23 protein-coding genes and 1 pseudogene are annotated in these 19,926 nt (G+C 70.9%); 6 read left to right on the top strand and 18 right to left on the bottom strand.

Annotated elements, in window-relative coordinates:
• Nucleotides 1–70: 70 nt before the first annotated feature.
• Nucleotides 71–952 carry a menaquinone biosynthetic enzyme MqnA/MqnD family protein gene (locus ACIOKD_RS17205; RefSeq protein ID WP_402084152.1) on the bottom strand — a complete coding sequence of 294 codons (882 nt, stop codon included), beginning with the start codon at nucleotides 950–952 and terminating at the stop codon, nucleotides 71–73.
• 405 nt (nucleotides 953–1,357) lie between these two features.
• Here ACIOKD_RS17205 and ACIOKD_RS17210 point away from each other — a divergent pair, with 405 nt between their 5' ends.
• On the top strand, nucleotides 1,358–1,561 hold the full coding sequence (locus ACIOKD_RS17210; RefSeq protein WP_033319512.1) for a cold-shock protein: 204 nt from the start codon (nucleotides 1,358–1,360) through the stop codon (nucleotides 1,559–1,561).
• A gap of 159 nt (nucleotides 1,562–1,720) precedes the next feature.
• Here ACIOKD_RS17210 and ACIOKD_RS17215 read toward each other — a convergent pair whose 3' ends face one another.
• Nucleotides 1,721–3,637 (bottom strand): AMP-dependent synthetase/ligase, encoded by a 1,917-nt coding sequence (locus ACIOKD_RS17215; protein ID WP_402084155.1) that lies wholly within the window; start codon nucleotides 3,635–3,637, stop codon nucleotides 1,721–1,723.
• A 301-nt stretch (nucleotides 3,638–3,938) separates the two neighbouring features.
• Nucleotides 3,939–5,210 carry an acetyl-CoA C-acetyltransferase gene (locus tag ACIOKD_RS17220; RefSeq protein WP_402084352.1) on the bottom strand — a complete coding sequence of 424 codons (1,272 nt, stop codon included), beginning with the start codon at nucleotides 5,208–5,210 and terminating at the stop codon, nucleotides 3,939–3,941.
• A gap of 232 nt (nucleotides 5,211–5,442) precedes the next feature.
• On the opposite strand from ACIOKD_RS17220, the gene ACIOKD_RS17225 reads away from it, so the two are divergent.
• Both ACIOKD_RS17225 and ACIOKD_RS17230 read left to right on the top strand, forming a co-directional pair.
• Nucleotides 5,443–6,789: a 3-oxoacyl-ACP reductase gene (locus ACIOKD_RS17225; protein ID WP_402084157.1), complete on the top strand. Its 1,347-nt coding sequence runs from the start codon at nucleotides 5,443–5,445 to the stop codon at nucleotides 6,787–6,789.
• Between the two features lie 153 nt (nucleotides 6,790–6,942).
• Nucleotides 6,943–7,893 (top strand): MaoC/PaaZ C-terminal domain-containing protein, encoded by a 951-nt coding sequence (locus ACIOKD_RS17230; RefSeq protein ID WP_402084354.1) that lies wholly within the window; start codon nucleotides 6,943–6,945, stop codon nucleotides 7,891–7,893.
• Nucleotides 7,894–7,924: 31 nt separating this feature from the next.
• Here ACIOKD_RS17230 and ACIOKD_RS17235 read toward each other — a convergent pair whose 3' ends face one another.
• The 9 genes and pseudogenes from ACIOKD_RS17235 to ACIOKD_RS17275 all read right to left on the bottom strand — a co-directional run bounded on the left by ACIOKD_RS17235 (nucleotide 7,925) and on the right by ACIOKD_RS17275 (nucleotide 13,770).
• Nucleotides 7,925–8,665 carry a TetR/AcrR family transcriptional regulator gene (locus tag ACIOKD_RS17235; protein ID WP_402084160.1) on the bottom strand — a complete coding sequence of 247 codons (741 nt, stop codon included), beginning with the start codon at nucleotides 8,663–8,665 and terminating at the stop codon, nucleotides 7,925–7,927.
• A gap of 167 nt (nucleotides 8,666–8,832) precedes the next feature.
• Nucleotides 8,833–9,135: pseudogene (locus ACIOKD_RS17240) on the bottom strand (DUF4229 domain-containing protein); the annotation flags it as partial.
• 108 nt (nucleotides 9,136–9,243) lie between these two features.
• A complete protein-coding gene (locus ACIOKD_RS17245; protein WP_402084162.1) occupies nucleotides 9,244–9,777 on the bottom strand; it encodes a GNAT family N-acetyltransferase in 534 nt (177 codons plus the stop codon).
• Nucleotides 9,778–10,065: 288 nt separating this feature from the next.
• The gene (gene mqnE / locus ACIOKD_RS17250) at nucleotides 10,066–11,229 is read right to left on the bottom strand and encodes an aminofutalosine synthase MqnE (protein ID WP_402084165.1); all 1,164 of its coding nucleotides are present in this window, start codon (nucleotides 11,227–11,229) and stop codon (nucleotides 10,066–10,068) included.
• Nucleotides 11,230–11,330: 101 nt separating this feature from the next.
• Nucleotides 11,331–11,786, bottom strand: a complete 456-nt coding sequence (locus ACIOKD_RS17255; protein ID WP_107020870.1) for an Lrp/AsnC family transcriptional regulator — start codon at nucleotides 11,784–11,786, stop codon at nucleotides 11,331–11,333.
• A 56-nt stretch (nucleotides 11,787–11,842) separates the two neighbouring features.
• Nucleotides 11,843–12,517 carry a UbiX family flavin prenyltransferase gene (locus ACIOKD_RS17260; RefSeq protein WP_402084167.1) on the bottom strand — a complete coding sequence of 225 codons (675 nt, stop codon included), beginning with the start codon at nucleotides 12,515–12,517 and terminating at the stop codon, nucleotides 11,843–11,845.
• A gap of 31 nt (nucleotides 12,518–12,548) precedes the next feature.
• Nucleotides 12,549–13,121 (bottom strand): Uma2 family endonuclease, encoded by a 573-nt coding sequence (locus ACIOKD_RS17265; protein ID WP_402084170.1) that lies wholly within the window; start codon nucleotides 13,119–13,121, stop codon nucleotides 12,549–12,551.
• Nucleotides 13,122–13,219: 98 nt separating this feature from the next.
• Nucleotides 13,220–13,513 carry a hypothetical protein gene (locus tag ACIOKD_RS17270; RefSeq protein ID WP_402084172.1) on the bottom strand — a complete coding sequence of 98 codons (294 nt, stop codon included), beginning with the start codon at nucleotides 13,511–13,513 and terminating at the stop codon, nucleotides 13,220–13,222.
• Nucleotides 13,510–13,770 (bottom strand): hypothetical protein, encoded by a 261-nt coding sequence (locus tag ACIOKD_RS17275; RefSeq protein ID WP_402084176.1) that lies wholly within the window; start codon nucleotides 13,768–13,770, stop codon nucleotides 13,510–13,512. The genes ACIOKD_RS17270 and ACIOKD_RS17275 overlap by 4 nt, the downstream gene beginning before the upstream one ends.
• A 151-nt stretch (nucleotides 13,771–13,921) precedes the next feature.
• Between ACIOKD_RS17275 and ACIOKD_RS17280 the strand changes: the two genes are divergently transcribed.
• Both ACIOKD_RS17280 and ACIOKD_RS17285 read left to right on the top strand, forming a co-directional pair.
• Complete coding sequence (locus tag ACIOKD_RS17280) at nucleotides 13,922–14,209, top strand: GntR family transcriptional regulator (RefSeq protein ID WP_402084357.1); 288 nt, start codon at nucleotides 13,922–13,924, stop codon at nucleotides 14,207–14,209.
• 36 nt (nucleotides 14,210–14,245) lie between these two features.
• The gene (locus ACIOKD_RS17285; protein ID WP_402084179.1) at nucleotides 14,246–14,485 is read left to right on the top strand and encodes a GntR family transcriptional regulator; all 240 of its coding nucleotides are present in this window, start codon (nucleotides 14,246–14,248) and stop codon (nucleotides 14,483–14,485) included.
• A gap of 18 nt (nucleotides 14,486–14,503) precedes the next feature.
• Here ACIOKD_RS17285 and mqnP read toward each other — a convergent pair whose 3' ends face one another.
• Both mqnP and ACIOKD_RS17295 read right to left on the bottom strand, forming a co-directional pair.
• Entirely contained in the window at nucleotides 14,504–15,430 is a 927-nt protein-coding gene (gene mqnP, locus ACIOKD_RS17290) for a menaquinone biosynthesis prenyltransferase MqnP (RefSeq protein WP_402084182.1), read from the bottom strand.
• Nucleotides 15,427–16,887 (bottom strand): menaquinone biosynthesis decarboxylase, encoded by a 1,461-nt coding sequence (locus ACIOKD_RS17295; protein ID WP_402084184.1) that lies wholly within the window; start codon nucleotides 16,885–16,887, stop codon nucleotides 15,427–15,429. The genes mqnP and ACIOKD_RS17295 overlap by 4 nt, the downstream gene beginning before the upstream one ends.
• Before the next feature lie 111 nt (nucleotides 16,888–16,998).
• On the opposite strand from ACIOKD_RS17295, the gene ACIOKD_RS17300 reads away from it, so the two are divergent.
• Nucleotides 16,999–17,433, top strand: a complete 435-nt coding sequence (locus ACIOKD_RS17300; protein WP_402084187.1) for a PLD nuclease N-terminal domain-containing protein — start codon at nucleotides 16,999–17,001, stop codon at nucleotides 17,431–17,433.
• A gap of 31 nt (nucleotides 17,434–17,464) precedes the next feature.
• On the opposite strand, the gene ACIOKD_RS17305 is transcribed toward ACIOKD_RS17300, so the two are convergent.
• The 4 genes from ACIOKD_RS17305 to ACIOKD_RS17320 all read right to left on the bottom strand — a co-directional run bounded on the left by ACIOKD_RS17305 (nucleotide 17,465) and on the right by ACIOKD_RS17320 (nucleotide 19,745).
• Nucleotides 17,465–17,977, bottom strand: coding sequence for a hypothetical protein (locus ACIOKD_RS17305; RefSeq protein WP_402084191.1), 513 nt, complete (start codon nucleotides 17,975–17,977; stop codon nucleotides 17,465–17,467).
• Nucleotides 17,961–18,452 (bottom strand): RNA polymerase sigma factor, encoded by a 492-nt coding sequence (locus ACIOKD_RS17310; protein ID WP_402084194.1) that lies wholly within the window; start codon nucleotides 18,450–18,452, stop codon nucleotides 17,961–17,963. Before ACIOKD_RS17310 ends, ACIOKD_RS17305 begins: the two co-directional genes overlap by 17 nt.
• Nucleotides 18,453–18,747: 295 nt before the next feature.
• Nucleotides 18,748–19,362, bottom strand: coding sequence for a class F sortase (locus ACIOKD_RS17315; protein ID WP_402084196.1), 615 nt, complete (start codon nucleotides 19,360–19,362; stop codon nucleotides 18,748–18,750).
• The gene (locus tag ACIOKD_RS17320; RefSeq protein ID WP_402084199.1) at nucleotides 19,359–19,745 is read right to left on the bottom strand and encodes a sortase-dependent protein; all 387 of its coding nucleotides are present in this window, start codon (nucleotides 19,743–19,745) and stop codon (nucleotides 19,359–19,361) included. The genes ACIOKD_RS17315 and ACIOKD_RS17320 overlap by 4 nt, the downstream gene beginning before the upstream one ends.
• Between the last annotated feature and the right edge of the window lie 181 nt (nucleotides 19,746–19,926).

The raw sequence follows: 19,926 nt of genomic DNA on the forward strand, positions 1-19,926 counted from the left end.
CCGTCGCCCCCGGACGAGCCGCACTCCCAGCAGGGTAGTACCGCCCGTCGCGGCCGAGCCTTGGCCGCTCTCACGGTTCCAGCAGATCCACCTTCACGTCCGACGCGAAACCGGTCGTGGGGCCCACCCTGCGCGCGAACTCCCTGACCGCCTCCAGCTGCGGTGCGCCGAAGCGGAAGTCGAGCGTCGTGAAGTAGCGCTCCAGGACCTTCTCGTCGAAGGCCTCCCAGCGGGCCGCCTGCTCGGCGACCTTGCCGACCTCCTCCAGGGACAGGTCGCGGGAGGCGAGGAAGGCCTCGTGCACCTTGCGGGTGAGGACCGGCTCGCGTTCCAGGTAGTCGCGGCGGGCGGCCCAGACCGCGAAGACGAAGGGCAGGCCGGTCCACTCCTTCCAGAGGGCGCCGAGGTCGTGCACCTGGAGGCCGTAGCGCGGGCCGTCCAGCAGATTGGCGCGCAGGGCGGCATCGCCGATCAGCACCGCCGCGTCGGCCTCCTGCATCATCAGGCTGAGGTCGGGCGGGCAGGTGTAGTAGGACGGCTCCACACCGAACCGCTCCGACAGGAGCAGCTGCGCGAGGCGTACGGACGTGCGCGAGGTCGAGCCGAGGGCGACCCGGGCGCCGTCCAGCTGGTCCAGGGGGACCTGGGAGACGATCACGCAGGACATCACGGGGCCGTCGCAGCCGACCGCGATGTCGGGGAAGGCCACCAGCTCGTCGGCGTGCTTGAGGAACTCGACGAGGGTGATGGGCCCGATGTCGAGATCGCCCCGTACGAGCTGCTCGCTGAGCTTCTCCGGAGTGTCCTTGGTGAGCTCGAAGTCGAGCAGCGTGCCCGTTCTCGCGAGTCCCCAGTACAGGGGCAGGCAGTTCAGGAACTGGATGTGGCCGACGCGCGGCCGTGAGCGGCGGGCGTCGGGACGCCCCTCGGGAGACTCAGGAGAATTGTCCACATCGCGAGGCTAGACCCCATGCGGTACGGTGCAGGATCCAGGGTGCCCGAGCGGGGACGAAACCACCTCCGCCTCCCGTGTCAACCCCTGTGACACCGAGTGATACCGCTACGTCAGCCCCTCCGGCGCGCCCCTCCGAAGCTTCTCCGGAGCCCCTCCTGCGAGCCCGCCAAACTTCCGGGTGACGTGATCTTGCCCTCTATTGCTTTCGACTGCCCTCCTGGGTAAGGTCGTCCGCAAGTTGCAGTTTGGTTTCCCTTGCAGTACAGAGCCTGCGGAGCATGTGACCGCGGGCTCTCGTCGTTTTCAGACGAATGCAGTTGTTTACAAGGTTTTGTTCACAAGCTTTTGTTTACTCCTTGCAGGTTCTGGAGCAGGGCAACCCTTTGGGCCCAAGGAGGGCTTATGGCTACCGGAACCGTGAAGTGGTTCAACGCCGAAAAGGGCTTTGGTTTCATTGCCCAGGAAGGCGGCGGCCCGGACGTCTTCGTCCACTACTCCGCGATCAACGCGAGCGGATTCCGCTCCCTCGAAGAGAACCAGGCGGTTACCTTCGACGTGACCCAGGGTCCGAAGGGCCCGCAGGCGGAGAACGTCACCCCCGTCTGATCCTTCGGCTGAGTCCGGGCTCCCGAGCCCGACACTCTGATCCGGAACCTAGAAGCAAGACCCAAGGAGCCCCACACCGTCAGGTGAAGGGGCTCCTGCCTTTTCCCCCGCCCCTATGTCTCTCCCCCTCCCTTCTCGTCCCTCTCCCTCTCCCCCTCCCTACTCGCTGCCGAGTGCCCCGTCGTACATCGTCTCGATCTCCCCGGCGAACTCCCGGGTCACCACCGCGCGGCGGAGCTTCATCGTCGGGGTCAGGTGGCCGGCCGTCTCCGTGAAGGTGAGGGGCAGGACGGTGAAGCGGCGGATCGATTCCGCGCGGGAGACGAGGCGGTTGGCGTCGTCGATCGCCCGCTGGAGGACGGTGAGCAGGTCGGGGTCGGTGACCAGGGTAGCCGTCGGGACCTCCGCCCGGCCGGTCATCCGGCACCAGTGGGCCATGCCCTCGCCGTCCAGGGTGACCAGCGCGGTGACGTACGGGCGGTTGTCGCCGATGACGACGCACTGGTTGATGAGGGGGTGCGCGCGGAGCCAGTCCTCCAGCGGCGCGGGTGCGACGTTCTTGCCGCTGGTGGTGATCAGGATGTCCCTCTTGCGGCCGGTGATCGTGAGGTAGCCGTCGTCGTCCAGCTCGCCGATGTCGCCGGTGGCGAACCAGCCGTCCTGGGCCGCCGGGACCACTCCGCCCGCCTGCGGGTCCCAGTAGCCGCGGAAGACCTGGTTGCCGTTCAGCAGGATCTCGCCGTCCTGGGCTATCCGCACCCGGGTGCCGGGCAGCGGCCAGCCGACCGTACCCAGGCGCGGCCGGTGCGGGTAGGTGAGGGTCGCCGCGGCCGTCGACTCGGTGAGGCCGTAGCCCTCGTACACCTGGATGCCGGCGCCGGCGTAGAAGGAGGCGAGGCGGCGGCCGAGCGGGGAACCGCCGCAGACCACCTGGCGGACCTTGCCGCCGAGGGCCGCGCGGATACGGCGGTAGACGAGGGGGTCGTAGACGGCGCGGGCCGCTCTGAGTTTCGCGCTCGGCCCGGAGCCCGTGCCGTGCTGCTGGGCCTCCAGCGCCTCCCCGTAGCCGCGTGCCACCCGGGCGGCACGGTCGAAGGAGGCGGCGCGGCCCATCCTCTCGGCGGTCGCGCGGCCACTGTTGTAGACCTTCTCCAGCACGTACGGGATGGCCAGCAGGAAGGTCGGCCTGAAGCCCGCGAGGTCGGTCAGCAGTTCCTCCGTACGGATGCTCGGCGCATGGCCCAGGCGTACCCGGGCGCGCATACAGGCGACGGCGACCATCCGGCCGAAGACGTGCGAGAGGGGGAGGTAGAGGAGCGTGGACGCGGGCTCCTTGAAGGTGGACTTGAAGACGGGGTGGAGCAGTTCGACCGCGTTGTCGACCTCGGCGAAGAAGTTGCCGTGGGTCAGCGCGCAGCCCTTGGGGCGCCCGGTGGTACCGGAGGTGTACATGACCGTCGCGAGCGAGTCGGGGCCGAGGACCCCGCGGCGTACGGCGACCTCCTGGTCGGGGACGTCCCGGCCCAGCTCGGCCAGGCGGTCCGTGTGTCCCTTCTCGAAGATCCACATGTGCTGGACGTCGGGCAGCCGGTCGCGTTCGGGGCCGAGCGCGGCGGCCTGCGACACATGCTCGACGGCGATCGCCACCGCGCCCGAGTCCTGGAGGATCCAGCGCGTCTGGAAGACGGACGAGGTCGGATAGACAGGGACGGTCACCAGGCCCGCGGCCCACGCGGCGAAGTCCAGCAGCGTCCACTCGTACGTCGTACGCGCCATGATGGCGAGCCGGTCGCCGGGCATCAGGCCCTCGGCGATCAGCCCCTTGGCGACCGCGAGCACCTGGTCGGCGAACTCGGCCGCCGTGACGTCCCTCCAGCGGCCGTCCGGGCCCTTGCGGCTGAGCACCGGGTCGTTCGGCACCTGGTCCGCGTTGTCGAACGGGATGTCCGCGAGCGAGCCGTGCGTCACGGGCAGGATCAGCGGGGGGACCGAGACCTCTCGTACGACCCCGTCCAGCCGCTTGACCTCGGGTTCCGGTAGGGCGGGCTGGGGGCGGGAAGAGGGATCGCGGGACACGGGCGGCTCCTTACTCTCGTGCTTCTCCCATTACGGACCCGTGAAGGGGCAGGTTCACCCAGGAAACTGGGGGGCTTGTGTGCGGAAGGGTGAGAGGTTGGTGCCCGTTCGGACAGCTGTTCATCTTCTGCCCGAGATGTGGGCATGGAGGAGGGCCGGATGTGGGCGGGGGCGCCTTGCCTGCGGGGCGGGGCGGGGCGGGGCGGGAGGTGTGCGTGGGCGCGCCGCGGTCGCCCGTCTGCCCGTGTCACTGGCGGGTGCGCGTGGGCGCGCCGCGGTCGCCCGCCCCCGTCCGCCCGTGTCACGGGCGTTCGAGGATCGCCGTCACGCCCTGGCCGCCCGCCGCGCAGATCGAGATCAGGCCGCGGCCGGGGCCCTCGCGCTCCGCGAGCAGTTTGGCCAGGGTCGCCACGATCCTCGCCCCGGTGGCCGCGAAGGGGTGGCCGGTGGCCAGTGACGAGCCCGCCACGTTGAGCCGGTCCCGGTCGACCTGGCCAAGCCCCCGCTTCTCCCAGGCCGCGAGGGTGGCGAGCACCTGCGACGCGAACGCCTCGTGCACCTCGACGAAGTCGAAGTCGTCGAGGCCGAGTCCGGCCCTTTCCAGCATGTGCGGGACCGCGTGGGCGGGTGCCATGAGCAACCCGTCCGCCCCGCCGGCCACGTCCCCCGCCACGAAGTCCACGGCCGCAGTCTCGTACGCCGTCAGGTACGCGAGGGGAGTCAGGCCGCGCCCCGACGCCCACGCGTCGCTCGCGAGGAGCACGGTGGCCGCGCCGTCGGTCAGGGGCGTCGAATTTCCCGCGGTCATGGTCGGGTTGGGGTCGTGCGCGCCGAACACGGGCTTCAACGAGGCCAGTTCGGCGACCGTCGAGCCGGGGCGGAGGTTCTGGTCCCGCTCCAGCCCCGGGAAGGGGACGACCAGGTCGTCGAAGAAGCCGCGTTCGTAGGCGGCGGCGAGCCGTTGGTGGCTGGCCGCCGCGAGTTCGTCCTGCGCCTCGCGGGTGACGGCCCACGTCCGGGCGGTGACCGCCGCGTGCTCGCCCATCGAAAGCCCGGTACGCGGCTCGGCGTTGCGCGGGATCTCCGGGACGAGGTGGCCGGGGCGGACGCGGGCGAGGGCCTTCAGACGGGCCCCCGCCGACTTCGCTCGCCGGACCTCCAGCAGGATGCGCCGCAGCTGGTCGTTGACGCCGAGCGGGGCGTCGCTCGCCGTGTCCGCGCCGCCCGCGACGGCGGACTCGGTCTGCCCGAGGGTGATCTTGTTGGCCGCCGCTACGACGGCCTGGAGACCGGTGCCGCAGGCCTGCTGGATGTCGTACGCGGGTGTGCGGGCGTCGAGCCGTGAGCCGAGCACGGTCTCCCGCGCGAGGTTGAAGTCGCGGCTGTGCTTCAGGACGGCACCGGCCACCACCTCCCCCACCGCGCCCGGCTCTTCGAGTCCGTAACGGTCCACGAGGCCGTCGAGGGCCGCGGCCAGCATCTCCTGGTTCGAGGCGGTGGCGTACGGGCCGTCGGAGCGGGCGAAGGGGATGCGCGTACCGCCGACGACCGCGACGCGGCGCGGCTCCGGCATACGGAGGGGTCCGGCGGTGGGGACGGGGCCGGGGCCGGCGGCGCGGAGAGGCCGGGGCGCGCTGCTGGGTTCGACGGGGCTCATCTCGACCTGCTCCCTCACGGTGACATAGTATTACCTCGGGTAACCTTACTCCAGAGTAAGCAGGAGAGGGCGCCCGTGCGAGCCTGCGCCCGAGCGCATCCGACCGAGCGCATCGACCGAGCGCATTCGACCGAGCTGGAGCTGCACCATGGCCGACCGCTATCTGAGCCTCACCGGCACCGCGCCCGGCCGCTTCCTGACCCGGCGGCTCGGCCTGCCCCAGCCGGCGCGGCTACGGCGGTGGAGCGCCGAACAGCCCTCTCTGCAAGGCCGGTTGCTGCACCTCACAGCGGGCAGGTCCGACCTCGACCTGGCGCCCGTCCTCGCGCTCGCGGGGCTGGACCTGGACCTGGTGCCGGCCGGCTCGGGGCTGGACCTGGGCACGGACAACCCGGTCGCCGTCGTCCTCGACGCCACGGGTGTCCGTGACGTCGACACGCTCGCCGAGGTCCACGCGGCGCTCCACCCCGTCGTCCGGTCGGTCGCCGGGAGCGGGCGGATCGTGGTGCTCGGCTCGCCCCCGGACCCCGCCGACCACCACCAGGCCGCCGTGCAGCAGGGCCTCGAAGGGTTCGTACGGTCCCTCGGCAAGGAGATCGGGCGGGGCAGGACCGTGAATCTCGTACGGCTCACGGACGCGCGTGCCGCGGAGTCGACGTTCCGCTTTCTGCTCTCGCCGCGGTCGGCGTACGTCAGCGGGCAGGTGATCGAGGTCGGTGACGGTGACGGTGACGGCGCGACGATGGCGCCCGCGGACTGGGGCAAGCCGCTCGCCGGACGGACCGCCCTGGTCACCGGGGCCGCGCGCGGGATCGGGGAGGCCGTCGCCGCGACGCTCGCGCGGGACGGGGCGCGGGTGGTGTGCCTGGACGTGCCCGCCGCCGGGGCCGACCTGGCCGCGGTCGCCGGACGGCTCGGCGGGGTCGCCCTCGCGCTGGACATCACGGCGGCCGACGCGGGGGCGCGGATCGCCGACGCGCTGCCCGAAGGGCTGGACGTCCTCGTCCACAACGCGGGGATCACGCGGGACCGGCGGCTGGTCAACATGCCTGCCGAGCGCTGGAGTTCGGTGCTCGACGTCAACCTCGCCAGCGTGCTGCGCACGACCGACGCACTGCTGTCCGGTGGCACGCTCCGCCCGGGCGGGCGCGTCGTGGCGACCGCGTCCATCGCCGGGATCGCGGGCAACGCCGGCCAGACGAACTACGCCGCGTCCAAGGCGGGGATCGTGGGGCTCGTACGGGCCCTGGGGCCGCGGGCGCTCTCGGAGTACGGCGTGACGGTGAACGCCGTCGCGCCCGGCTTCATCGAGACGCGGATGACGGCCGCGGTGCCGCTGTTCATCCGTGAGGCGGGGCGGCGGATGAACTCGCTCGCGCAGGGCGGGCTGCCGGTGGATGTCGCCGAGACGACGGCGTGGTTCGCGAGTCCGGGGTCCGGAGCGGTCAACGGGCAGGTCGTGCGGGTGTGCGGGCAGAGCCTTTTGGGGGCGTGAGCGGGGGCCTGCGGCGCTGGGCGGGTTGTGGGCTGATGCCGGGTGCGGGTGCGGGTGCGGGTGCGTGGGGGCTGGGTGCGCCGTTCCCCGCGCCCCTCAAGACAAGCGGGTCGTTGTGGAGGAGAGTCGGAGATGAGTGACCTGGTGGATGTCATGAACAGCAGTCGGACTCGTACACATACCCTCGGCCGGTCGCCGTCCCTGTGGCCCCTGCTCGCCCGGGGAGCGGTGCTCTCTCCGTTCAAGCGGCCCAGGACCGGAGTCACCGCGCCCCGTACCCGGCTGGTCCTCCCCGGGGTGCGGGTCGACCTGGGCAGGCTCGCCGCGTACGAGCGGGCCTGCGGGTTCGGGGTGGGGGCGGACGAGTTGCCGCCGACCTATCCGCATGTGCTCGGTTTCCCGGCGGCCATGCGGCTGATGAGCGGGCGGACGTTCCCGCTGCCGCTGCTCGGACTGGTGCACACGTCCATCGGGATCACGCAGCACAGGGCGCTCACGACCACCGGAGAGTACGAACTCGGCGTGTGTGTCGCTGACTTGTTGCCCCACAGACGCGGCACCGAGGCCGTCGTCGTGACCGAGGTGAGGGCGGGCGGTGAACTCGTGTGGGAGTCACGCAGCACGTATCTGGCCCGCCACGGCACCACGACGGCGGAGAGCACCACCACGACGGAGAGCACCACGACGGAGAGCACCGGCGAGCGGACCGCGGGCGTTGCCGAGCAGGCCGTCGCGGGGCGGCTTCGCGGGCAGGCCGCGGCGGCGGAGCTCAAGCCGCTGCCCGTGCTCGCCGAGTGGCATCTCGCGGGGGATGTCGGGCGGCGGTACGGGGCCGCGTCCGGAGACCGCAATCCGATCCATCTGCACCCCCTCACCGCCCGGATGTTCGGCTTCCCCCGGACCGTCGCGCACGGCATGTGGACCGTGGCGCGCTGCCTCGCCGAGCGCGGGACACCCCAAGCGGCCCGGATACGGGCGGAGTTCAGGGCGCCGGTGCTGCTGCCGGGGACGGTGTCGTACGGGGCGAGCAGCAGCCGTTTCGAACTGCGGGGGACCGACGGCGGCCGACTGCATCTGACGGGGGAAGTACTGCCGCTCGCCTGATCGGGGCGGCAGCACCGGCGTTGCCCCTGCTTCAGGGCCTCGGCCCGGCCACCGCGGTCCGCGCGGGCTCCGCGCCCTCCGGGGCCGCGGCGGTCTCGGGGACCTCCCCGCCCTCCGGGGCCACGGCGGTCTCCGGGGCCTCGGCCCACGGCCGGCCCTCCATCAGGTCGCCCAGACCCGCCCACGCGAAGTTCATCAGGGTCGCGGCGGCCTGCCGGGCGGAGACTCCGGGGGTGGCGTTGGCCCAGGCCGCGAGGGACTCGGCGGCGCCGACGAGGGCTTCGGCGAGGCCCGCGACCTCGCGCTCGGGCAGCGAGGGGTTCCGGTGGGCCTCCCGCGCCGCGACCACGATCAGCTGGGTGACGAACGCCACGATCTCCTCGCGCATCGAGGTGATCTCGGCGGCGAAGGGCTCCCCGTGCGTACGCGCCTGACGGTGCAGCACCGCCCAGCCGTCCGGGTTCTGCGCGGTGTGTGTGAAGAACGCCCGCAGACCTTCCCAGAGTTGACGGTCGGCGGGCAGGTTCGGCCGGACTCCGGCGCGTACCGCCGCGGTCAGGGCGGCGGCCTCACGCCGGATGCACGCGGTGAAGAGGTCTTCCTTGCTGTTCAGGTACAGGTAGACCAACGGCTTGGACACGCCTGCCAGATCGGCGATCTCGTCCATCGAGGCGGCCCGGTAGCCCCGCTGCCCGAAGGTCCGCACGGCGGCGTCCAGCATCTGCTGTTCGCGCACGGCACGGGGCATCCGCTTGCTCTTCACTGCACCCATACAGGAAAGAGTATGTTCTGCCGACGCTTACGCCGGGGCGAGGTGCGGTCGCATCGGGGCCCGGGTGCCGCCCGCCGTCACCTTCAGGCCGTCCGGCTCCGGGCGCCGGACACCTCGCCGGACACCTCGCCCAACACCTTGCCCGACGTCTCGCCCAACACCTTGCCCGACGTCTCGCTCGACGCCTTGCCCGACGTCGCGTCCACCGCCTCGTCCTCCTGGTTGCGGTTCGCCTCCAGGTTGGACTTCATGCGGTCGACGCGCTCGACGACCTGCATCGAGGCGCGGTCGCGCTCCTTGCGGAGGACCACGAAGCTGATGGGCGCCGAGACGACCAGGGCGAGCATGACGACCCACATACCGTTGGAGTCGCCGAGGCCGCGCGGAGCGACTCCGGAGTAGACGAGGCCCCAGACGACCACGAGGCAGCCCACGAAGATCCCCAGGCGCATCAGTGTGTAGCGGAGCATCTCAATCCACTCTTCCGTTCCGAACGTTCCCAAAGGCCACCGTCCAGTGAAGCACGCGCGGGCCGCGATCTTGTAGGGGGGTGTCGGGGGTGCGCGGCCCCGCCGGTGTCAGTCGACGCGGCCCAGGGACAGCAGCATCGTGATGTCGTCCCGGTCGTCGCCCGGCGACACCCTGATCGCGTCCGGTACGCGGCCGACCTCCTTGTAGCCGCACGATCCGTAGAACCGCTCCAGGCCCTCACCGCCCCGGCAGGTGAGCCGTATCGCCTCTATGCCGTCGAGACCGCGGGCGGCGTCGGCGGCGGCCGTGAGCAGGTCGCGGCCGTAGCCCCTGCCCTGGTGCCTCGGGTGCACCATCACCGTGTACAGCCACAGCCAGTGCGTCATCAGGCGGTGGGTGTTGTGGGCGAGGAAGGCGGTCGCGGCGACGGTTCCGTCCTCGTCGCGGCCGATCAGGAGCCGGGTGCGGCCCTCAGCCATCGCGACGAAGTGCTTCACGAGCTCCGGCCGTACCGTCTCGCGCGAGACGGGGGGTACGAAGCCGACGGAGCCGCCCGCGTTGGACACATCGGCCCACAGGTCGGTGATGCCGTCCCGCAGGGCGGGGCCGACAGAGGGGTCGAGCTCGAACGTAAGGGCCATACGAGCAGATTACTTATTACCCCTCCCGTGACTCAAGTGACTGTCGAGCCGGACACGGGCGGACGACTGCCGCGAGCCTCGCCACCGGCTCGCCGGTTCACCGCCCGGCCAGGCGCGGCGTTCAAGGGGCGCGGGGAACGGCGCAGTCCTTTCGCCCTGAAGGGGCGCGGGGAACGGCGCAATCCTTTCGCCCTGAAGGGGCGCGGGGAACGGCGCACCCGGTCCCCGCGCACCCGCAGACAAAGCGGGGACCGGGGGCCGGTGCCGGGGGCGGCAGCCCCCAGGAGGTCAGAGCCGCATCGGCTGCGGCGAATCCCGCCGCCCCGCGTCCGCGCCTTCGTACTCGCGAATGATCTCGTACCGAGTGTTCCGCTCCATCGGCCGGAACCCCGCGTCCCGGATCAGGTCGAGCAGATCCTCGCGAGTCAGCTTGTTCGGTGTGCCGTAGTTGTCGGCGTCGTGCGTGATCTTGTACTCGACGACCGACCCGTCCATGTCGTCCGCGCCGTGCTGCAGCGCGAGCTGCGCGGTCTGGACGCCGTGCATGACCCAGAAGACCTTGACGTGCGGCACGTTGTCGAAGAGCAGCCGCGACACCGCGAAGGTCTTCAACGCCTCCGCGCCGGTCGCCATCTGCGTACGGGCCTGCAGCCGGTTGCGTACCTTCCCGTCCTTCATGTCGACGAAGTCGTGCTGGTAACGCAGCGGGATGAAGACCTGGAAACCGCCGGTCTCGTCCTGCAGCTCACGCAGGCGCAGGACGTGGTCGACCCGGTGACGGGGCTCCTCGATGTGCCCGTACAGCATCGTGCACGGGGTCTTGAGACCCTTCTCGTGCGCGAGGCGGTGGATGCGCGACCAGTCCTCCCAGTGGGTGCGGTGGTCGACGATGTGCTGCCGGACCTCCCAGTCGAAGATCTCCGCGCCGCCACCGGTCAGGGATTCGAGCCCCGCGTCGATCAGCTCGTCGAGGATCTCGGAGGCGCTGAGCCCGGAGATCGTCTCGAAGTGATGGATCTCGGTGGCGGTGAAAGCCTTCAGGGAGACGTTCGGGAGGGCCTTCTTCAGTTCGCTGAGCGAGCGCGGGTAGTAGCGCCACGGCAGGTTCGGGTGGAGGCCGTTGACGATGTGCAGCTCGGTGAGGTTCTCGCCCTCCATCGCCTTGGCGAGCTTCACCGCCTCCTCGATACGCATCGTGTACGCGTCCTTCTCGCCCGGCTTGCGCTGGAACGAGCAGTAGGCGCACGACGCGGTGCACACGTTCGTCATGTTGAGGTGGCGGTTGACGTTGAAGTGGACGACGTCACCGTTCTTACGGGTGCGCACCTCGTGGGCGAGCCCGCCCAGCCAGGCCAGGTCGTCCGACTCGTAGAGCGCGATGCCGTCCTCGCGGGTCAGCCGCTCACCGGCCCGGACCTTGTCCTCCAGCTCGCGCTTGAGCCCGACGTCCATGCGTGTACCTCTCCTTGTGACCTGCGTGACCTGCGTGACCTGCTGACCTGCGCCGATTCGTGTGGATCGCGCAACCGTTCAACCGTACTCCCGCGCCCGTCCTACTCCTCCTCGGGCAGCTCGCCCACCCTGTTCTCCCACTTCGTGGAGAGCACGATGGTGGTACGGGTCCTGGAGACGCCCTTGGTCCCGGACAGCCGGCGGATGGTCCGCTCCAGGCCGTCCACGTCGGACGCCCGCACCTTGAGCATGTAGGAGTCGTCGCCGGCGATGAACCAGCAGTCCTCGATCTCGCCGAGGTCCTTCATCCGGCGTGCCACGTCCTCGTGGTCGGCGGCGTCGGAGAGGGAGATGCCGATGAGGGCGATGACGCCGAGTCCGAGCGAGGCCGAGTCGACCGTCGCGCGGTAGCCGGTGATGACACCGGCCGCCTCCAGGCGGTTGATGCGGTCGGTGACGCTGGGCCCCGACAGTCCGACGAGGCGTCCCAGCTCCGCGTAGGAGGCCCGGCCGTTCTCCCTGAGAGCCTGGATGAGCTGCCTGTCCACCGCGTCCATGCGATCGAAAGCCTTCCGCTGAAAAGTTCCTGAAGTATGAGTGGGTAGCGCTGTGTTCAGGTGGTGCGGGAGCCGCCGCCGAGTTCGCCCTCCCAGCGGCGGTACAGCGTGTGCCCGACGCCCGCCGCGTCCAGCACGCGCCCGGCGACGAAGTCCACCAGGTCCTGGATGTGCGTGGCCCCCGCGTAGAACGCCGGGGAGGCCGGCAGTACGGTCGCGCCCGCGTCGTCGAGGGTCACCAGGTGACGCAGGGTCTGCCCGTTCAGCGGGGTCTCCCTGACGGCGACGACCAGCCTCCGCCGCTCCTTGAGGACCACGCTCGCGGCACGCTGCAGCAGGTCCTTGGAGAGGCCGAGCGCGACTCCGGCGACACAGGCGGTGGAGGCGGGCACGATGAGCATGCCCTGGGAAGGGTACGAGCCGGAGGACGGCCCCGCCGCCAGGTCCCCCGCGCTCCAGTGCCGTACGTCGTCGACGTCCACCGCGAACGTGCCGGGCTTGCCGTCGGCCCCCCGGCCGAGCCACTCCCGCAGGTCGCCTTGCCAGTGGGCGTCCCGGAAGCTGATCCCGGTCTCGTCCAGCAGGGTGAGCCGCGAGGCCCGCGAGACGACGAGGTCGACGCTCTCACCGGCCGCGAGGAGAGCACGCAGCACGGCAGCGGCATACGGCGTTCCGGACGCGCCGGAGACCCCCACGATCCAAGGCCGACGCTCTGTTTCTCCTGCGTTCACACCTTGAGCCTACCGGCGCGACGACACTGACTCAGGACCGGTGGCGCGCCACGGGGTCCACGGGCAGCCGCCCGGTGCCGAGTGTCAGCCCGCCGAGCGACGAGTCGACGGTCAGGTCGGTGCCGTACGGGACGACGTCACGACCGCGGTAGCCGTCGGGGCCGGGGTTCCACATGGTCACGCAGTGCCCTTCGAGCGGGTCGACGACGCGATAGTTGGCGATGCCGCGGGAGGCGTACCAGCGGGGCTTGACCTCGTAGTCACGTCGGACACTGCTCGGCGACACCACTTCGACGACGAGTTCGATCAGGTCGGCGGGGTAGGCACTGCGGTTCTCGTCCTCGGCTTCGGCCGGGATGACCGCGAGGTCGGGGCAGAACTCGTTGTCGTCGTCGAACACGAACGCCACGTCACCCACGACGGCCCGCCCGCCGGGCAGCTGGCCTTCCAGGTCCGACCACAACCGCTGGATGGTCTTCCCGTGGAACGGCACGACCGGAACGGTGATGACACGGCCGTCGGCGATCTCCGTCAGCCGACCGGGAAACAGGTCCGCCAGTCCGCTGAGCCGCGAATACGGCCTACCGGCGTCCGGGACGGTCACGGTGGCCTCCCTGGGGTTCCGCTTTCGACGCAGGCCGCACGGTAGCGGACCGGAGAGCTCCGGCGTCCCGAGGCCGGGGCACCGGAAGCCCCCGCCCCCTACCGCCGCACCCCGGAGGCGATGCGCAGGGTGTCGGTCAGTGCCTGTGTCAGTTCCGCCACCAAGTGGCGCAGTTCGACGGGGGTCGCCTCGTCGGCCAGTTCGCGGGCGTGGCCGAGCAGTACGGCCGTCATCTCCAGGTGGGTCGCCTCGACCACGTCCGCGTACCGCGAGACCGGCCCCGGCCGCTCCGGATCGGCGATGACGTAGGCGGGCCCGCCGTGCAGGCCGTACCAGGGCAGCAGCCGGAGCTGACGCGCGCCGTCCGTGCCGTCGGATCCGCCGATGTTCATACGGCCCCCGTTCCGCACAGGACGTACGGGCGCACGGAGCGGTTCGCCGTGCCGTCGAGGGGCCTCTCGTGGACGCCGAGGGGGCGCCGGACCACCGTGGCCGGGGCGGGTCGCCGCTCCGGCCGCAGGACCAAGCCGCCTCGGCGGTGTCGCCCGCTCGGCACGGGTGGCGCGAACCGCACGAGGAAGACGAGCACACCGAGGGAAGCCAGCAGAAGGCTCACCCAGGGCAACAGGGGAGGGATATGGTCGGACATGCGTCAGCTCCTCTAAGGCTGGTGCCGTGCCCCGGGGCGACCGGTATCGCCGCCGGGGTGCGATGTCCTCAAGGTACTCCAAGTCCACTACGTATTCTAGGGGAACTAGAGATCGACTATCACGCCACGATGCATACACCATGGCGTAGTGATGGACTTCGTACCTGATATTCCTCGCTGGCGGCAGGTGGCCACAGTGATCCGCTCCCGCATCGAGGACGGCACCTACCCGCCTCGCGGTCGCGTGCCCTCCGTGCAGCAGATCGTCGAAGAGTTCGGCATCGCCACGGCCACAGCACAGAAGGTGAACGCGGGCCTCAAGAAAGAGGGGCTGCTCTACACGGAGCCCGGCATGGGCTCCTACGTCTCCCCCGACGCCCCCGCCCTCATCAGGAAAGCCCGCGCCGAGGCGGACGCCCAGAACGCTACGGACAGGTGAATGGAATTCGCGCCGGACGTACCCAGGTGGCGCCAAGTGGCAGCCGTCATCCGTGACCGCATCGAAGACGGCACCTACCCGCCGCGCAGCCGTGTGCCCTCGGTGCAGGCGATCGTCGCGGAGTTCGGCATCGCCACAGCAACGGCGGCCAAGGTGAACGTGGGCCTGAAGGAGGAGGGCCTCGTTCATACCGAGGTCGGCATGGGCTCATTCGTCTCCGCCGACGCCCCCGCTCTCATCAAGAAAGCCCGCGCCGGCCAGGCCGACGCGGGCTGAGTCGAAGCGTGCCGTCGGCTAGACCGTGAGCCCCCGCACCACCAGATCCAGCAGCGCGCACGCGAACAGTGCGATGCCGATGAAGCCGTTGACCTGGAAGAACGCGCGGTTCAGGCGGGACAGGTCGGTCGGGCGGACGATGCTGTGCTCGTACAGGAACGCGCCCGCCACGATCAGCAGGCCCAGCCAGAAGAAGACTTCCGCGTCGGTGGCCAGCGCGTACCAGACCAGGAGGCCGGTCGTGATCGCGTGGCAGCCCCTCGCGCCCCAGATCGCGGCCGGCACACCGAAGCGCGCCGGTACCGACTTCACGCCGACCTCGCGGTCCGTCTCCACGTCCTGGCAGGCGTAGATCAGGTCGAAGCCGCCGATCCAGACGCCGACCGCCAGACCCAGGATCACGGCGTCCCACGACCACTCACCGGTGATCGCCAGCCAGCCGCCGATCGGGCCCATCGCCTGGGCGAGACCCAGGATGGCCTGCGGGAAGTTCGTGAACCGCTTGCCGTACGGGTAGACCACCATCGGGATCACCGCGATGGGCGCCAGTGCCAGGCAGAGCGGGTTGAGCAGGGCCGCAGCGCCGAGGAAGAACACCAGAGCCACCAGCGCGCCCGTCCAGGCGTGCTTCACCGACATCGCGCCGGTGACCAGCTCCCGGTGGGCCGTACGCGGGTTCCGGGCGTCGATCTCCCGGTCGATGATCCGGTTCACGGCCATCGCGAAGGTCCGCAGCCCGACCATCGCCACGGTGACGAGGAGCAGCCGGCCCCACTGGATGTCGCCGTCCGTCAGGAACATCGCCGTCAGCGCCGCGATGTACGCGAACGGCAGCGCGAAGACGGAGTGCTCGATCATGACGAGCCGCAGGAACGCCTTCGTGCGCCCGGGCTGGGGCTGCGGCTGGGGCTGCGGCTGCGGGACCGCCGCTGATGCGCTGCTCACGAGAGTCCGTACTCCTTCCAGCGGCGGTCGACCTTCGCCGCCGTATCCGGGTCCGAGAGGACCATCTCGGGCCAGCCGCCGTCCCGCGTGTAGCCCTCCTCGGGCCACTTCCGCGTGGCGTCGATGCCCGCCTTGCCGCCCCAGAACTGCTGGTACGAGGCATGGTCGAGGTGGTCGACCGGACCCTCGACCACGGTGAGGTCACGGGAGTAGTCCGTGTTGCCCAGCGCGCGCCACGCCACCTCGTGCAGGTCGTGGACGTCGCAGTCGGAGTCGACGATCACGATGAGTTTGGTCAGCGACATCATGTGGGCGCCCCAGACGGCGTGCATCACCTTCTGGGCGTGCTTCGGGTACTTCTTGTCGATCGCGACGATCGCGCAGTTGTGGAAGCCGCCCGCCTCGGGGAGGTGGTAGTCCACGATGTCCGGCACGATGATCTTGAGGAGGGGGAGGAAGAAGCGTTCCGTCGCGCGGCCCAGCGGACCGTCTTCCGTCGGCGGGCGGCCGACCACGATCGACTGGATCAGCGGGCGCTTGCGCATCGTCACGCAGTCGATGGTCAGCGCCGGGAAGGGCTCCTGCGGCGTGTAGAAGCCCGTGTGGTCGCCGAAGGGGCCCTCGGGGAGCATCTCGCCCGGCTCCAGCCAGCCCTCGATGACGACCTCGGCCTGCGCCGGCACCTGGAGCGGCACCGTCTTGCAGTCGACCATCTCGATCCGCTTGCCCTGCAGGAACCCGGCGAAGAGGTACTCGTCGATGTCACCGGGCAGCGGCGCGGTGGAGGCGTACGTCACTGCCGGCGGGCAGCCGAAGGCGATCGCGACCGGCAGCCGCTCGCCGCGGCGCGCGGCCACCGCGTAGTGGTTGCGGCTGTCCTTGTGGATCTGCCAGTGCATGCCGATGGTGCGCTTGTCGTGGCGCTGCAGGCGGTACAGCCCGAGGTTGCGGATGCCGGACTCGGGGTCCTTGGTGTGGGTGAGCCCGAGGTTGAAGAAGGACCCGCCGTCCTGCGGCCAGGTGAAGAGCGCGGGCAGGGCGTCCAGGTCGACGTCGTCGCCGGTGAGCACGACCTCCTGAACGGGGGCGTTGTCCGACTTCACCTTCTTCGGCGGTACGTGCGTCATGGCGCCGAGTTTCCCGAAGGCCTCGCGCACCCCCATGAAGCCCTGCGGCAGCTCGGGTTTCAGCAGTCCGCCGATCCTCTCGCTGATCTCCGCGTACGACTTCAGGCCGAGCGCCTTGAGCAGGCGGCGGTCCGTCCCGAAGACGTTCATCGCGAGCGGCATCGCCGATCCGCGCACGTTCTCGAAGAGCAGCGCGGGGCCGCCCGCCTTCTGTACGCGGTCGACGATCTCCCCGACCTCCAGGTACGGGTCCACCTCGGCCTTGATGCGCTGGAGGTCGCCCTCGCGCTCCAGCGCCCGGAGCAGGGAGCGAAGATCGTCGTAAGCCATGCGTTCCAGTATCGGCTACTCGCTACGCTGGCTCTGTAAGGGGGGCCGCTCGACCGGCCCCGACGGCCACGAGTTCTTCGTACTCATCTCCACAGCAGGGGGAACCACCGCATGCTTCGGGTGCTGATGATCCTGGTGCCGCTGGCACTCAGCATCTACGCCTTCATCGACTGCATCACGACCGATGAGAAGGACGTCCGCTACATCCCGAAGCCCCTCTGGGCCATCCTTGTGCTGCTGTTCCCGCTCGTCGGCTCCATCTCCTGGCTGATCGTCGGCCGGGTCCGCACCCCGCGCGACGCCTCACCGTCCCGCCGGGGCGGCTGGGTCGCACCCGACGACAACCCCGACTTCCTCAAGTCCCTCAGGGACGAGAGCAAGGACGGCAAGGACAGTAAGGACGACGGCAAGGGCGACAGCAAGGGCGACAGCAAGGGCGACAGCAAGGGCGACAGCAAGGACAGCGGTAAGGACAGCGGTAAGGACAGCGGTAAGGACGACACCGGCGGCGAGGGGCCCGGGGACACCGCCCCGCCGAAACCCTGACGGGTGGCGGGCAGCGGGCAGCGGGGTGAGCTCACTCCGTGGGGGCCGGGGACTTCGCGTAAGGCGTCGGTGCCGCTGTCGGTGTCCCGGTCGGCACCGCGGTGGGTGCCGCCGAGTCCGCCGGCGGCTTGCTGCGGGCGGCCGTGGACGGACCGGTCGACGCGCCGGGGCTCGCCGCCGAAGGCTTCTTGGTGGCCTCGGCCGCCCCGGTGGGCCGGCCGGCGTCGGACTCGCCGGTCTCGGGCGACGGCGGCGAGGTGGGCGAGGCCGGACGGCTGCTCGTGGACGGCGGAGCGAGGGGGACCGTCGGGGACACGGGCCGGTCGGGTGCCGCCAGCCGGACCGGCAGCGCGACGAGAGCCGTGACGGCGCACAGCAGGCCGGCCCCGGCCGCGGCGCGGAGCAGCCGGCGGCGGGCAGCGCCGCGGCGGATCGCCTCGTACCGGCCGGGGGGCGGGCCCAGGTAGTCGGAGGCGGGCCGCAGGATGACGGCGAGAGGGTCGTCGGGTTCGAAGTCCGGGCCGTCGTCAGAGTGTGTGATCAACGCTTCTCCTCAGATGGGCGCGGAGCAGTTCGCGGGCCGCGTGGAGATCGGCCTTGACGGTTCCTTCCTTGCGCCCGGTCAGCACGGACACCTCCCGGATCGGCATGTCAGCGTAGTAGTGCAGCAGGATCGGGACGCGCAGCCGTTCCGGCAGCGACTGCACGAGCAGGCGCACCGACGGGTCGGCCTGTACGGTCTCCGGGCGGACGGCGGCCTCGGCCGTCGCGCGGCGCACCGCCCTGCGTTCGCGCTCCAGTTTGCGCCAGTGGTCCCGGACCAGGTTGGCCGCCGTCACGTAGAGGAAGCCGCGGGGCTCGGCCACGGAGGTCCAGCGGGCCCAGAGCCGGGTGAACGCCTCCGAGGCGATCTCGTGGGCCGTCTCGTCGTCGTCGACCAGCCGGCGGCACCAGCCGGCCAGGCGCGGGTAGAGGGCGGCGAACAGCTCGGACGCTGCCTCCTCGCGGGACCGTTTCAACGCTCTCCAGGTCGTGACGACATTCGGGGGACTTACGTGGCGTGCGTGGCTCGTAGGGCTCACCCGGAAGGATCCCGGACCGTCGGCGTACGGTTCCGACGGCCCGGAATCCGGGGTGCGGGTGGTGCGGGTGGTGCGGGTAATGCTGGTGGCTCGGGTCAAAAGCTTCCTGGGCCGCTCGAACTGAGCTCGAACTCAGCTCAGCTCTGCTCAGTTCAGTTCAGCTCAGTTCAGTTCAGCTCAGTTCAGTTCAGTTCAGCTCAGTTCAGTTCAGTTCAGCTCAGTTCAGTTCAGTTCAGCTCAGTTCGGCGAAGACGATCACGCTGTCGCGGTAGCCGTCGCCGCTGCGGGGGCCGCCGCAGGTGATGAGCCGCAGCTCGGGCCGGCCCACGTCCCCGTACACGTCGTCCGTCGGGAACTCCGCCTGCGCGACCGTCCGTACGCCGCTGACGGTGAACTCCGCCGCCGTGCCGTTCTCCAGCCGCGCCTCGATCCGGTCGCCCCGCCGCAGTCGCCTGAGATCACGGAAGACACCGTCCCCGTACGTGCCGACCGTGACATGGCCGAGGATCACCGAAGGACCCTCCTGGCCGGGCGTCGGCGAGTGCTGGTACCAGCCCGCCCGGTCGTCGGCCTCGACCGGAGGCACCTCCACACGGCCGTCCGGGGCCAGCCCCAGCTTCATGACCGGGGTGTCGACCTCGATGGCCGGGATACGCAGCCCGACGGGCACCGAGCGCGCGAGGGCGCGCACGTTCTTCCCGGCGGACCTCGGGGGCGGTGACGAGCTCTCGCCACGGCCGCGGTCGGCGGCGGCCCCGTCGGCCCCGCCGCCCCCTCCCCCGCCGCAGCCCACGAGCAGGGTGGCCGTCGCCGCGGTGACGAAGGCGCGCCTGGACGGCAGGGTCACGCCCCGGTCGCCCGTCGGCGGCGTACGACGTAGACCGCCGCGCCGCCCAGCGCGAACGCCGCGGCGGCGCCCGTGCCGATCAGGCCGCCCTCGCCACCGGACGTCGAACCGGTCGACACCTCACCGGTGTCGGGCGCTCCGCTCGGTACGACGGAGACCTCGGCGTCGGACGGCGCCTTGGTCGGCGCGGCGCTCGCCGCGGTGCCCGGAGGCTTGCTCCCGTCCGGGGCCGGGGCCTCGGTCGGGGCCTCGGTCGGTTCGGTGCTCGGCTTCACCGAGGCGGGGACGGGGGTCGGGGCGGTCCCGTCGGCGAACGCGGGCACCGTGCTCGCCAGGACGGCGGTGCACGCGAGTGCCAGGGCGCTGAGGACAGTTCGGCGCATGTGGGCTCTCTCTCATCGGTCCGTCCGCACGGTGGTACGGCGGACGGCTGCGTTACGGATGGCGAGCGGAGAGACGAGGCAGCGGCGGACCGGGTTGTAAAGAGAAGGCAAAGTCCTCGAACGGGTACGCCGAACCCGCCACCGGCCCCGCCGCGTGCCGCCTCCCCAAGGGCTGTCCCGT

Source organism: Streptomyces sp. NPDC087844 (assembly GCF_044742785.1).
Taxonomy (GTDB): domain Bacteria; phylum Actinomycetota; class Actinomycetes; order Streptomycetales; family Streptomycetaceae; genus Streptomyces.